Origin of the sequence: Sphingomonas rubra, from assembly GCF_900115745.1 — a bacterium.
Taxonomy (GTDB): Bacteria; Pseudomonadota; Alphaproteobacteria; order Sphingomonadales; family Sphingomonadaceae; genus Sphingomonas; species Sphingomonas rubra.
This window is the reverse complement of record NZ_FOXP01000007.1, coordinates 171,604-184,765: the sequence shown is the minus strand read 5'-3', so window position 1 is coordinate 184,765 and position 13,162 is coordinate 171,604. Positions and strand designations below refer to the sequence as shown.

Genomic DNA, 13,162 nt, shown 5'->3' with positions numbered 1-13,162 from the left:
GGAGGGAGCGTCAGACGGCCACAAGGGTCAGGGAAGTACTTCGGACGTCATCGGCGCCTGTCGGATCGGGCGGGGCGCCGGGAGGAACAGGCGCGCGCAGGCGAGGCTACCGATGCCGGCCACGCATACCACCCAGCCGACCGGCCAAGGCGTTCCGTCCGCGAATGCGCCGACGAGCGCCGATCCGATGATACCGGCGCCGTAGTGGATCGCGCCGACCAGCGCGGACGCCGTGCCGGCCCTTTCCGGGAACCGCCCCAGCGCGCCGGCGATCGAGTTCGCGACGATCAGTCCCGACATGGCCGAGAACAGAAACAGCGTCGTCGCAAGTCCGCCCAGGCCGCCCCATCCGGTGCCTCCGGCAACCGCCACGGCAACGCCGAAGATCGCCGCGCCGACAGTTCCGAGCCGCAGGAGTCGGTCGCTTCCCAGCTTCGTGACGAGGCGGGTGTTGACCATGTTCATCGCCATGATCCCGGCGATGACGCTCCCGAACAGCAGCCCGTAGAGCTGAGCGGGCACATGATAGTAGCTGATGTAGGCGAACGGGGTGCCGGCGATGTAGGCGTAGACGCCGAGGTAGAAGAACGCACCCACGCCAGCATAGCCCAGGATCGCGCGCTGGCGCAGCAGATGGCCATATTCCGCGACCGCGCGGATGAGCGGTTCGCGACTGCGCTGCGCTGGCGCGAGCGTCTCCGGTAGGGTGAAGAGCGCCGCCAGGGTCAGCAGCCCGACACCGACCAGGAGCCAGAAGATTATATGCCAAGATGCGACCGCGAGGATCTGTCCCCCGATGAAGGGCCCGATGAGGGGCGCGATCGCCATCACGACGATCAGCGTCGACAGCGTCTTCGCGGCCGCGTCGCGCTCGTACATATCGCGCACCATCGCGCGCGCCAGGACGACGCCAGCACAGGCGCCCACCGCCTGGACGATCCGCCACCCGATCATCTGCCACGCCGTATCCGACAGCGCACAGCCTGCCGATCCGATGACGAACAGGACGATGCCCGCGGCAACCGGCAGTCGACGTCCATACCGATCGCCGATCGGACCCCACAGCAATTGGCCGAGGCTGAACCCGACCAGATAGCCCGAAATCGTCAGCTCCATCATACCGCTGGACGATCCCAGCGCCTGGCCCATCGTCGGCAACGCCGGTAGATAGATGTCGGTCGAGATCGACCCGAACCCCATCAGGACGCTCAGGATCGCCATGACGCGCAAGCTCCGTCCGTGGGCGGTCATCGCGGCCGGCAATGCCGGGGCGATCAGGGCGCCGTCGTCGGGCATCGTCAAAAGTCGAGCATTCATGAGGTCCACCTGTCCGGCACCGAGCGGCACCGACGCGACCATCGCGTCACCCTCAATCTAGGATGCAGGCTTCCCGGCGATTAGACGGCAAGATCGGCATGCGGTGATATCCGTCATTCATGAAAGCCCCGGCGATCAAGCCGAAGCAGAGGGGCGCGAACTGAGTTCGAGCCAGTCCAGCTCTTCCTCGACGGCGCGATACGCTTCGTCGCCGATCGTGCCTTTCGCGCGCAACGTATCGATCGCGTGACGCGATGCGGGGATCATGCGCTGCCGCAGGGTATTGTCGGAGGAGCCCCGTGGATCATCGCCGGCTCGCGCGACACCTAGCGCCTCGCGATATTCTTGGCGCAGACGCTCCGCCGCAGGACTAGCGTTATTATCAAGCGTTCGCATCGCGGCATCGATCGCGCCCGCCCGTGCGGTCGCCATCTCGTCCGACACGATCGTATCAGCCGGAAACCGCAGTGCGCGCAACAGCGGCTTGAGCGTCAGGCCCTGGATCACCAGCGTTCCCAGCACCACGACGAACGCCACCAGCAGGATGAAATCGCGGTAGGGGAAGCCCTCCGGCACGGCGAGCGCTGCCGCAAGGGTGACGATGCCGCGCATCCCGGACCATCCGACCAGCACGCCGCTCTTGAGGGTGCCCGCCCAGCTCCGCAGCGCGTCGTCCGGTTTGCGCGACAGGCGGTGCGAGGCACCGTAGAACAGTACCCATGCCAGCCGGACGATGATGACGACCCCGAGGATCGCAAGCGCATAGAGTGGGTAGGTTGCCCGTTCCCCGCCATCGAGCCGGTCGAGGATCGGTCGCAACTGCAATCCGATCATCGTGAACGCCAGGACGTTCAGCACCAGCGTCAGCGTTTCCCACGTCGCGAACGATAGGACACGAACCGAGGTGTGCGATGAGGACGAGCTGCGCCGCCCGGCGGTCAAGCCGAATACGACGATCGTGACGACACCCGACAGCTCCAGCCGCTCGGCCAATATCCACACACCGAACGTCGTCACGAACTGGATGATCGTAGCGATTGCCGGGTGGTCGATCGGCGCGGTCAGGCGGATGACGAGCTTCGCAAGCACCCAGCCGACCACCACACTACCGACCGTGACCAGCGCGAAAGCCGGAACGGCATCGGCAGGCCGGAAGGCGCCGACAGCAACCGCTGCCACCGCCAGATTGTAGACAAGCAGCGATGACGCATCGTTGAGCAGGCTTTCGCCTTCGAGGATCGAACGGATGCGATGGGGCGGTGCAACAGAACGCATGACCGCCAGCGCGGCTACAGCGTCAGGGGGGGCCAGGAGGGCACCAAGCGCGATTGCAGCCGCCCACGGCATGTCCGGTAGGAAGACGCGCGTCACGACTGCTACTGCGATCGTCGTCAGTCCGACCGCGACCAGCACCAATGACAAAACCGGCCGCCAATTCGCCCGCAGATCGCGCAGCGACGTATCGTGCGCGGCATCGAGCAACACCGGCGCGACGAAGAGCGCGAGGATCAGGTCCGGCGGTAGATCGAGCCGCGGTGTCCCCGGGATCAATGCCAGTGCAACGCCGCCCAAGGCCAGCAGTGTTGGATACGGCACCCCGATCCGGCCGGCTAGGATCGACAGCAGCGCGGCACCGAACAGCAGGAGCAGTATCGTATCGAAGATAATCAATTCGATGCTCCCGTTGCGGCCTGCCCATGGCCCGTATGGGGGCCGCAGCCTGGCCTACACTGGGTGTGCGGCGTCGGCGAAGAAACTCGGATCAGCGTGCCGCCTGCGTTCGGATTTTGGCGATCGCTGCATTAAATCCGTCGGGACATCCGCTCGCGCCCGCCAGCTTGCCGACCCTAACTTGGTCGATCGGCCTGCCGACAACGACCGCAGGGACGGCAGCGGCGAAGCGTTTTTGGTAGCCGAGCGATGTCGGATTCTTCGCCGGCGTCCCCACTTCGACGCCCGCAATCGTGCCCCGCACCAGCCTGACCCGCACGGTGAGCGAGGACGGCAGGCCGCCATATTGCCCGGTCGCGGTATAAACGCCGTCAGCGAAGCGCGATGCCTTGGAGGCAGCTTCGCTGGACCCAACCGTTTGCGCGTCGACCATCGTGGCATCGGCGCCCAGCAACGACGCGGAGACCCCGGCGAGCGCCGCGGCATGTTTGGACGATAGGCGCATGACCGTTCCTTTCAGTCGATGAAGAGTTCGCCACCGAAGCACGGCGACATTTCGGCACGCCCGTCCGCGAACATCAGGGCATATGAAAACGCGAATGATCCGGCGAGATCGCCAGGGGGCGTGAAGAACAGTGCGGTCGCAAGACCATCCGCGATCATCGCGCTGTCGGCACGGACCCAGGTCGCAACCAGCTCTCGGGCAGGACGGCCGGTGCGTCCGTCGAGGACGTGATGCAGTCCGTCGCCCCATGTTCGGCGCCCCACGCCCGAGGCGCAGAGCGCGCCTTCTGCCATCTCGATCACACCGATCGCCAGTGTTGCATCGAAGGGATGTTCCATCCCGATCCGGACCGGCTCCATGCCCACCAACCGCATATCGCCCCCGGCATCCACGCTAACTGCCAGTATGCCGTCATCGACCAGGAGCTTCGTTACGATGTCGACCAGCAGGCCTTTGCCGGCAGCGCCGACATCGATGACGAGCGGCCGCTGCGAGACGAGCGTTGTCCCCTCGCGGCGGATATCGTGCGACCAGCTTGAGCGCGGCTCGCGGTGTGCCGAAGCGACCGGCGCCAGCGAGTAGGCTGCATCATAGCCCAGCAATTCTAGGTCGCGTCCGACGAGCGGATCGACCGCACCATCCGTGAGCCGGTGCAGCGTGTCATAAAGCGCAAACAGGTCGTCCGCTTCGTCAGGGAAGCGGAATGTGCCCCCACCCGAAGATCTCGCCATGCTCGCTACGAGTGTGTCGGCCCGAAATCGTGACCAGACCGCCTCGAACGCGGCGATCCGGTCGCGGACGTTCCGGCGCAGCGCTGCGGACAGCGCCACGCCGGTTTCGATCCGCCACTGCGTGCCGATCGCGTCGAACTCGACTGAGACCATCGGCGCTGTTCAGCGGCCCGTGGTGGCCTCGAGCTGCTCAGGGTAGCGGTTGCCCTCGACCTCGATGGCGGCGAGCGCTTGGCCGATGTCGCCGAGATCGGCATCCGTCAGATCAAGGTCGGCAGCCCCGATATTCTCCTCGAAGCGACTGAGCTTCGTGGTGCCCGGGATCGGCACGATCCACGGGCGCTGCGCCAGGATCCACGCGAGCGCGACCTGCGCCGGCGTCGACTGCTTGGCAGTTGCGATGGCAGTGATGCGATCGATTAGCGCCTGGTTCTTCTCCATTGCCTCCGGGGTGAAGCGCGGCAGCAGCTTGCGGAAGTCGTTCTCCGCGATCTTGCTGTCCTTGCCCATCGCGCCGGTCAGGAAGCCCTTGCCGAGCGGGCTGTAGGCGACCAAGCCGATGCCGAGTTCCTCGCAGGCGTCGAAGATGCCGTTGGTCTCGGGGCCACGCGTCCAGAGCGAATATTCGTTCTGGAGCGCGGTCACCGGCTGCACCGCATGGGCGCGCCGGACGGTTGCCTCACCGGGCTCGGACAGGCCGAAATGCTTGACCTTGCCGGCCTCGATCAGCTCCTTGACCGCGCCCGCCACGTCCTCGATCGGCACGTTCGGGTCGACGCGATGCTGATAGAACAGGTCGATCTGGGCGACGCCCAGCCGCTTCAACGACGCTTCAGCCACCGCCTTGATCTGCTCGGGCCGGCTGTTCATGCCGATGCTTTTGCCGTCGACGATGTTGAAGCCGAACTTGGTCGCGATGACCACGTCATCGCGGAATGGCGCCAGCGCCTCACCGACGATCTCTTCGTTGGTATAGGGGCCGTACATCTCGGCTGTGTCGAAAAACCGCTCGCCCCGCTCGACGGTCTGCCGGATCAACGCGATCGCCTCACTCTTATCGAGCGCATGACCGTAGCTGAAATTGAGCCCCATGCAGCCGAAGCCGATCGCCGATACCTGCAACCCGCTCTTACCCAGTTCCCGCGTCTTCATCGTCGTATCCTCCTTCGACAGGCCATGAGGCCCCGATCGTCGGGACAGAGATAAGCGCTGCACGGTAGGGCCATTAGACGCATTAAACTACATGAGCCTATCGCTCAGGTTCATGAATAACGTGCGCTCTAACATGCCAGCTCAAACAGGCGTCGAACTGGTTCGCCGAGCGTATCCGTCAATTACCCTCTTGCTTTCGCATGGTCTTGCTAGGCGCCACGACCCAATCGCAGGAATTCACGATCTGGTTCGGACAGCCGAACTTCGGACGCTTCATAATCTTCGCTCGCAAAACAACCCGCTGCTATCAGAGCCGCCTTGCGGTCGATCGGCTGCCGAGCTGGTCGAGCGCGTCGGCATTGTCGCGCCCCCAAGCGTAGAGCAACTCTACGGGCTCCACGAAGCGCTGGCCGAGCGGCGTCAGCCGATACTCGACCGCCGGCGGAATAGCGCTCTGCACATGGCGAGTGACGAGCCCCACCTCCTCCATGTCGCGCAACGTTTGGGTCAGCATCTTCTTGGATATGCCGGGAAGGCTACGCTGTAGCGCGCCAGTCCGGCATGCGCCTAGGTGACGCACGTGGAGCGTGTGCAGCACCATGCTTGTCCACTTGGTTGCGAACAGCGCCAGCACGCGCCGCGGTGCGCAGTCCTCGCGCCACTCATCCTCAATAGATCCGGACTGCATCGGTGGTTACCTCTTGGTGCCTAGTTCCCTATTTGGTGCCGTCTAGAACTCGGATGCGACGCTGCCTAGCTCTGCATGATCGAGATCGATGGAAAGAACAGTATGACGAAGACGGCATTGGTAGTGGGCGCGAGCGGCATCGTCGGCAGCGCGACCGCAGGGCTTCTCGTCGAACAGGGATGGACGGTGCACGGGTTGGCCCGCCGGCCCACCGCACAGGCCGATGTTCACCCCATAGCGGCGGATCTGCAGGACGCCGAGGCGACGAAGACGGCGCTTTCCGCTCTCGATCCCGATGCGGTGTTCATCACGACTTGGCTGCGGCAGGATAGCGAGGCCGAGAACATCCGCGTCAACTCGGCGATGGTGCGCAACCTCCTGGACGGACTGCTCAAGCCGACGCGGCGCAGACACGTCGCGCTCGTCACCGGGCTCAAGCATTATCTCGGGCCGTTCGAGGCCTATGGTCAGGGCAAGCTGCCGCAAACGCCGTTCCGCGAGGAACAGGGCCGGTTGGACATCGAGAACTTCTATTACGCGCAGGAGGACGAGGTGTTCGCGGCCGCCCAGCGCGACGGCTTCACCTGGAGCGTCCACCGCCCGCATACGGTGATCGGCAAGGCGGTCGGCAACGCGATGAACATGGGGACGACGCTTGCCGTCTATGCCACCCTCTGCCGCGAGGTCGGCCGTCCCTTCGCCTTTCCCGGCTCGGCTGCACAATGGTCGGGGCTTACCGACATGACCGATGCCGGCCAGCTCGCCCGGCAGCTGCTCTGGGCCGCGGAAACCGAGGCGGCGCACGATCAGGCGTTTAACATCGTCAACGGCGACGTCTTCCGTTGGCAGTGGATGTGGTCGCGGATCGCCGAATGGTTCGGGCTGGAGGCAGCGCCGTTCGATGGCACCCCGCAGCCACTCGAACGCCAGATGGCGGGCGATGCCGAGACGTGGCGCCGCATCGCGGAACGGGAAAGCCTGGCCGAACCCGACCTCGCCCGCCTCGCGTCACCCTGGCACACCGACGCAGATCTCGGCCGTCCGATCGAGGTGGTGACGGACATGTCCAAGAGCCGACGGCTCGGATTCACAGGGTACCAGCCCACCGATGACGCGTTCTTCGCGCTGTTCGACCGACTGCGTGCCGATCGCCTGATCCCCTGACCCGACCGATGCGAGACCTGCCTTGACCTACAAAGACCGCCCCGCTGCCAACTACGCGAACCGCGACGACGCCATCGCGATCAACACCTACACGACCGTGCTGAAACGGCCGCAGGTTCCGCACGAGGTGTTCGCGGCATATTGGCGCGACGTGCATGGACCGCTCTGCTCCCGGGTGCCCGGGCTGGCCTGGTACGTGCAATATCATCTTGACCGCGAACAGGATGCGCACCTCTGGCCCTCCCAGGACGGGATCACCCCCTTCCCCGACTATGTGCTCGATGGCGGGGTGGAGATCGGCTTTGCCAGCGCCGCCGATCAGGCCGTCTTCAACGAGGCCTCGTCGATTCTGTTCTCCGACGAACAGAACATGTTCGCCGCCACGGTCGCCTATGCGCTCCCGCAAAGCTCGCGGACGCTGGTGGACCGGATCGCGAACCCCAGCCCCAACGGCAATGACACGCTTGACCGGATGCACGTCCATTTCGGGCCGGGCACCAAGGATCCGGAAGCGTTCGCGGCCTTCATGGCCACGCTCGCAGAGACGCTGGCCGCCGACCCGGCGCTGTTACGCGTCCGGCTGCATCTGCCCGAGGCTTATGACAATGCCGATCCCGCCCCGCCTGCGCCGGACGTAATGCACACGGTGCCGCCCGAACGCGAGCGCCTGGCAATCCTGGACCTCACCTTCGCCACACCGCTCGTTCGGCGACTCTTCTTCGCATCCGACAGTTTTTCCGGCACCATCGACGGGCAGAAGCAGAACATCGGCCATGTCACCGCCTTCGCGGTCAGCGGCATGTACACCTATGTTCGCGACAAGGAGCTGACGCTCGCGGGCCTGAGAGGCAGTCGCCCGGCGCAGCTCATCGAGCAGCTGGGAGCGGTCAATCAGACGGCCGAGGATGTTCGCCACCTGATGCTGACAGGCACGCTCGATTAGGAGCCAGAGCGTCGGCATCACTCCCGAAGGATCGATGCCGAGCCTTATGCAGAACAGACCCATTATCAGACGTTCAGGAGCACCTTCTCGATTTCCGATAGCTGCCCTTCGTTCATCGCCGCGTGACTGCTGACGGCGAAGCGAGCGTCGGGCGCGCCGCTCGGCTCGAATTGTCCGACTGACTTGCGGTGCGCATACCATGTGTCGACGCCGGTCAATTCGAGACGCTACCATTCACGACGTTCGGGGTTGCCCGACTTCACATCAGCGGCCATCATCGGGAGCGAGATGCCACTTGTTCCTGAGATCCTTGGCGATACTGCTCCGCTTCTTGAGCTGAAATACCCGTGCGCTGCTGGCCGACGAAGTGGCTCTGACTCACGGTTTTGCGCACCCGCTGCGCCGATCGGATCGAAGCCAGGCGAGCATCGGAAGGCAGCTTGAGATGAGCGAAGGCGCTTTCCGCTTCCTTCTTCAGGAGGGGGGCCGGCCATTCCAGCCTTCTCGATGTTACGTCGTCGCTGATCCTTCGATCACGAACCGCAAGCAATGGACGCTGCAGCTCGACGCCCCAGACGAAGGCGCCTGGTTCGAGCAAATCGACGACGTCAAGGATTGGATGCTGCATGGAAAGACCAAGCGGCAAATCATCTACGACAAAACGGATCCGCGCACGCCCTTCCGAGATCTTGAACGCGACGAGGTGTTCCGAGAGTATCTTCGGCAGGTGTTGGCGAGGCTGCCCGCTGCCATGCAGGCGCGCCGCAAATACGCGCTCATGCCCTCCATCGCGGACGACAAGACAAGGATCCGGTACAGAGACGCGGTCGAGGCGGCTATCCCAGGCGTGGTGATCCTGCCCGAGCCTGAGATGGTCGCGGAATACTTTCGGCTACTGAAACGCAATCTCTCGCTCGAGGCTGGCCACAACAACGTCATCTTGGTGGTCGACGTCGGCGCTTCGACCGCGAATATGACGATCATAGTGAGTCGGCGCGACCGGACAATGGTCGGCGTCGACGCCACGGGCGCCCAGCGCGATCTGCGGCTCCGCGCACTTCGAGGGGACAGCGACGACCACGCGGGCCGGTGGATCGACAAGCGGCTTGCCGAGATGCTTGGGCGGGACACGCTTGACTCGTCGCTTCGCGAAATCGAGAGCGCGAAGGTCCGGGCAAGCTCAGGAGACGTCCAAAGTACCCAGGACGGCGCGGCGCTCGTAATTGACCGTACCCTGCTCGAAGCGCTGTCGACCGAGCTCTGGATGGAGTTGCGCCCGGTATTCGAGAAGCTGTGTGAGCGCCTGTACGACAATCAGGTCTCGTCCGAGGCCGCCCGTCGCAGCAGCGAGGTGCGTTTTCAGGAACGCGAGGTTGAAGGACCGGCCGATTCACACCGTCTTATCGACGCGGTCCTCCTTGCTGGCGGGACCAGCATGCTGCCCGGCTTCGAAGAGGCGATGCTGGCGACCCTGTTCCTGGACGGCCGCCGGCCGCAAGTCCTTCGTGTTGGCGAGTCATTCGCCGTCGCAGCCGCGGCTGGCGGGCTTGCTCACATCCTTCACAATTACTCGCCGCCGCGCCTCCGTGAACAGGCCGGACAGCGGAGCGAGACCTTCGATGCCCCTCTCCAGGCGACTTTGCAGCACCCCCTCCTGCTCGGGATCAAGGATCCCACGAGCCGCGAACGCCACTTCACGCTGCTCGATCCCAACGACCCATTCGTGGACGACGGGGGCAAGCGCCCGATAGGCAGCCTGCCGCCCTTCGCGCAGGGCGACCAGCTGAAGGCGAGGCTCGTTCCCGGACCGTCGGCCGGAGTGGAGGCGCGTCGGGGTCGAGGCCACCAGAGCCTGCACGTGCAACGGGCGCCGGGTCGAATGGACCTTGCGTGGGACCCGATCAAAGAGCGCGCGACAGTATCCTCGACGGAAGTCACTGGAACGAGCCGCCTCTGGATTGACGTAGGCACTCTGCGAACGCGGGAGGAGGCGACGCCCAAGCCGTTCCACGCCACAGTGCCCTCAGGCGCGCTTGCAGTGGACGCCGCCGAGGACGTGGTCCTAGACCTGGGCATGTCCAAGATCGTCGCCGTCACCGCGGAAAGTGGCTGGATTTCGACGAGCGAGCTGGAACGGGTCGTGCGCGAGGGCGATCGTGCCTCGCTGTCCAATCTCCTGGGCGACGTTGACACGCCGAACGACTTGGGCGGTCTGATGGATGGTGTGGTTGCGGACATTGAGGTGCTAGGCCATCCGGGCCAGGCACCAATTCGAAGCGAGCTCACCGGCACCGACGACGACCACCCGGGCGAGCATGCGGTCGTCGCGGATGCGCCAGTCTTTTCAGGCCCGGACGCCGTCGAAGAACCCTCGAGCGGATTGCCGACTGCGGACGCGGCATCTTCGCTGAGTTCGACGCAGAACACAGGTTGGGGTCCGAGTGTGCCGGACGCTGAGTTTTCGAATGCGCTGGCAGCCACCCGCGAAGTTATGAATGAGCTGCCGCGAGAAGCTTTCGACGACATCGTCGTGGCATTGCTCGCCTTATCAGTCCGCCCTGTCGTGCTACTGGCCGGGCCACCAGGGTGCGGCAAGTCTAGCTTGGTGCGGCTTATCGCGCGCCTCCTCGGCAAGCGTCCGGGGCAGAGTTTCCATGACGTTCCCGTTCAGGCGCACTGGGCGGACGACGGTCACCTCTTTGGCCGCGACGGTAGGCTCAAGTCTCTTCTGGACCGACCGGGGGAGGCTCATCTCATACTTTTCGACGAGTTTAACCTGACGCGACCCGAATACTACATGTCGCGCCTGTTCCACTCCCTTGAGAGCGAGGCAGGCGAACTCTTCGACGGTCAGCCACTGCCTCCAAGCAGGGTTTTCGGTACCATGAACATCGACGATTCTTCCCGCCCTCCCTCCCCGAAGGTCATCGATCGCTGCTTCCTCCTCGAACTTTCGCAGGTGGCTCACGACGCCGATGAGCTGCCCGCCCGTTCTTCGGCCGGCGACCTCCCCCAGCTTCCAGGTCTCCCTGCTGCGATAGCCGGGGGCAACAGCTCGAACGAAGGTCTGGCTAGCGTTCTCGGTGCGTTGAGCGAGGCGGTTCACAGGCATGATCTGCGCCAGGACCTACTCCCCTCCCGACGCGTGCTCCACGATCTGCGGGCCATGCTCGCGCTTCACCACCGACTTGACCTGCAGGGAAGAGGCCTTCTGAACCGCGACGACTTGGTGGATCGCCTCATCGCGAGCCGCGTGCTCGTTAAGCTTTCTGGCGCCTATGACCAGCTTAGGCCCGCCTTGAAGTCGCTTGAGGAGGTGGTGGGCAATCTTGAGGAGCTGCCCCGCACCCGGCATCGCCTCAAGCTCGCCCGTCACCAGGAGCGGCTCGGCTTCGTATCGCCGTGGCAGTGACGAGGACGACCATAGAGGCTGTTCGGGTTGCGGAGGCGGACGGCTCCCACATCGTCTACGATTGGAACCCTGACCTCTGGTTCCAGATCCGCGACGATCAGCCGTTCCTTGACATCCTGACCCGCGGTTATCCCGCGCAGCTCGCTGGGGATGCCAAGCTGCCGAAGCTGACCGACCCTTGCGAAGATGGGACCCAATGGCAGCGTTGGGATCTGGCCGAGTTGCTGGCGAGAAAGCGGCGCGCCGGTGAACTCACCGCCGAGCTGAAGAACCCGAGAGGCGTGCTTCGCTGCTACGTCGTGCCAACGGCGCTGCTAGGCTACGGTGACGTAGTCTCGATGGCCGAGGATGTCGAAGCCGAACTGGGTCTCCCCGGGGCGTGGGACGTCCTCGCACAACGGCCCGACCGGACCTGGAGCCGTCCGCGCGATGCGCTGCGGCCGAGCATGCCGTCCGAGACGATCCGCCTCGTGGGGGAGGAAATGCTCGCCGCACATTCGATCCGCCGTGAGCCGTTTGTCGAGCTCGCTCCCCGCTCAAGGATGCACGTACCCCTTCCGGAGAATGCGTTGGTGTCATTATGGGCCGCCCGCAGAGCGACCCAACTTAGCGATCATCGCGGGGAAGTCGCCGTGGCACTCACTGCTGCCACGGCGAGAGCCGCCCGATCAAACCCGGGCGCGCGACAGGAGAATATCGAAGGGGAAGCGAGGCGACTCAGTGCGACGCTGGCTCGCCTGAGCGAGTTGAAGAGCTTGCTGGCAGGGTTCGTGCTCGCTGAAGAACTTAGTGTCCAAGTCCATCCGGGTCCCCTGCTTCAGCGCGATTACCGGCTGCGGCTGCTCCTGCGAGCCTTCGCGGCGTCGCCGTCCGACGCAATGACCGAGTTCGAGTCCGCGAGGTCGCACTACCCTCCGGTGTTCCTCAACAACCTCTGGGAACTCTGGGGAGCAATCTGGCTAGTCAACGAGTTCAGGACGCTCGGCTTTTCCGGCGCTTGCTCCATCGAGGGCGGGGAGACGATCGAGCGCTGCCAATGGCGACTCGAGAAGGGGACGTCCACGATCGAATTGGATTTCGAGGCTGAACCGGTTTTGGTCGACTACAGCAAGCTGCCGCCGGCCCATGATCGGGCTATTTCCGCATTGGAATGGGTCGCGCACAATCAGGAACTGGATGCGGGACGCCCTTTCGTCGGGACCGAGGAGAAGTGCTCGCCCGACTACCTCATTCGTATCACTACGCCACGCGGCAGGTCGCTCCTGGTTGGGGACGCCTGCCTCGCCAGTCCGGGCCACCACGGTAGGCGGTCTAAGAACGATACCAAGCCTTACACGGTCGAGCGCTACAGGAGGACGATCGGGTGGGCCGCTGGGGACCAGATTGTCAGATGTCACCCGATGGGAGGATTCGTCCTGTTTCCCCCGCCTGCTGACCATTGGTTGGAACTGGCAACGCTCCCCGGAGCCAGCGACTGCATGCTTCTATGCCCTAGGCCTGGTGGTGACGCTGAGGCCAGCCGTCGCCTGCGGAGCCTGTTACGCATGGTTGCTGAAGACGAGGGGTGAGATTAGCAGCT

11 protein-coding genes are annotated in these 13,162 nt (G+C 64.5%); 4 read left to right on the top strand and 7 right to left on the bottom strand.

The window, feature by feature from the left end; translation table 11 throughout:
* Nucleotides 1–27 precede the first annotated feature (27 nt).
* From BM145_RS10490 to BM145_RS10465, 6 genes are all read right to left on the bottom strand, one after another.
* Complete coding sequence (locus BM145_RS10490) at nucleotides 28–1,359, bottom strand: multidrug effflux MFS transporter (RefSeq protein ID WP_245739251.1); 1,332 nt, start codon at nucleotides 1,357–1,359, stop codon at nucleotides 28–30.
* A 93-nt stretch (nucleotides 1,360–1,452) separates the two neighbouring features.
* A complete protein-coding gene (locus BM145_RS10485) occupies nucleotides 1,453–2,988 on the bottom strand; it encodes a cation:proton antiporter (protein ID WP_093333588.1) in 1,536 nt (511 codons plus the stop codon).
* Between the two features lie 91 nt (nucleotides 2,989–3,079).
* Complete coding sequence (locus BM145_RS10480) at nucleotides 3,080–3,493, bottom strand: hypothetical protein (protein WP_093333587.1); 414 nt, start codon at nucleotides 3,491–3,493, stop codon at nucleotides 3,080–3,082.
* 11 nt (nucleotides 3,494–3,504) lie between these two features.
* A complete protein-coding gene (locus BM145_RS10475) occupies nucleotides 3,505–4,377 on the bottom strand; it encodes an FAD:protein FMN transferase (RefSeq protein ID WP_093333586.1) in 873 nt (290 codons plus the stop codon).
* A 9-nt stretch (nucleotides 4,378–4,386) separates the two neighbouring features.
* Nucleotides 4,387–5,376, bottom strand: coding sequence for an aldo/keto reductase (locus tag BM145_RS10470; RefSeq protein WP_093333585.1), 990 nt, complete (start codon nucleotides 5,374–5,376; stop codon nucleotides 4,387–4,389).
* Between the two features lie 307 nt (nucleotides 5,377–5,683).
* Nucleotides 5,684–6,064, bottom strand: a complete 381-nt coding sequence (locus tag BM145_RS10465) for a winged helix-turn-helix transcriptional regulator (protein ID WP_093333584.1) — start codon at nucleotides 6,062–6,064, stop codon at nucleotides 5,684–5,686.
* A gap of 102 nt (nucleotides 6,065–6,166) precedes the next feature.
* Between BM145_RS10465 and BM145_RS10460 the strand changes: the two genes are divergently transcribed.
* The gene (locus BM145_RS10460; protein WP_093333648.1) at nucleotides 6,167–7,228 is read left to right on the top strand and encodes an SDR family oxidoreductase; all 1,062 of its coding nucleotides are present in this window, start codon (nucleotides 6,167–6,169) and stop codon (nucleotides 7,226–7,228) included.
* A gap of 22 nt (nucleotides 7,229–7,250) precedes the next feature.
* The gene (locus tag BM145_RS10455; RefSeq protein ID WP_093333583.1) at nucleotides 7,251–8,171 is read left to right on the top strand and encodes an EthD domain-containing protein; all 921 of its coding nucleotides are present in this window, start codon (nucleotides 7,251–7,253) and stop codon (nucleotides 8,169–8,171) included.
* Nucleotides 8,172–8,236: 65 nt separating this feature from the next.
* On the opposite strand, the gene BM145_RS16065 is transcribed toward BM145_RS10455, so the two are convergent.
* A complete protein-coding gene (locus BM145_RS16065; RefSeq protein WP_177200160.1) occupies nucleotides 8,237–8,389 on the bottom strand; it encodes a hypothetical protein in 153 nt (50 codons plus the stop codon).
* Nucleotides 8,390–8,616: 227 nt separating this feature from the next.
* Between BM145_RS16065 and BM145_RS10450 the strand changes: the two genes are divergently transcribed.
* Nucleotides 8,617–11,583, top strand: coding sequence for an AAA family ATPase (locus BM145_RS10450; protein WP_093333582.1), 2,967 nt, complete (start codon nucleotides 8,617–8,619; stop codon nucleotides 11,581–11,583).
* Nucleotides 11,580–13,151 carry a hypothetical protein gene (locus BM145_RS10445; RefSeq protein ID WP_093333581.1) on the top strand — a complete coding sequence of 524 codons (1,572 nt, stop codon included), beginning with the start codon at nucleotides 11,580–11,582 and terminating at the stop codon, nucleotides 13,149–13,151. The genes BM145_RS10450 and BM145_RS10445 overlap by 4 nt, the downstream gene beginning before the upstream one ends.
* The last annotated feature ends 11 nt before the right edge of the window (nucleotides 13,152–13,162 follow it).

What these genes read in the sequence shown, in the direction of transcription:
- BM145_RS10490 (WP_245739251.1), bottom strand. Translation starts at nt 1,359, where the DNA reads ATGGTCGCGTCGGTGCCGCTCGGTGCCGGACAGGTGGACCTCATGAAT.
- BM145_RS10480 (WP_093333587.1), bottom strand. Translation starts at nt 3,493, where the DNA reads ATGCGCCTATCGTCCAAACATGCCGCGGCGCTCGCCGGGGTCTCCGCG.
- BM145_RS10475 (WP_093333586.1), bottom strand. Translation starts at nt 4,377, where the DNA reads ATGGTCTCAGTCGAGTTCGACGCGATCGGCACGCAGTGGCGGATCGAA.
- BM145_RS10470 (WP_093333585.1), bottom strand. Translation starts at nt 5,376, where the DNA reads ATGAAGACGCGGGAACTGGGTAAGAGCGGGTTGCAGGTATCGGCGATC.
- BM145_RS10465 (WP_093333584.1), bottom strand. Translation starts at nt 6,064, where the DNA reads ATGCAGTCCGGATCTATTGAGGATGAGTGGCGCGAGGACTGCGCACCG.
- BM145_RS10460 (WP_093333648.1), top strand. Translation starts at nt 6,167, where the DNA reads ATGACGAAGACGGCATTGGTAGTGGGCGCGAGCGGCATCGTCGGCAGC.
- BM145_RS10450 (WP_093333582.1), top strand. Translation starts at nt 8,617, where the DNA reads ATGAGCGAAGGCGCTTTCCGCTTCCTTCTTCAGGAGGGGGGCCGGCCA.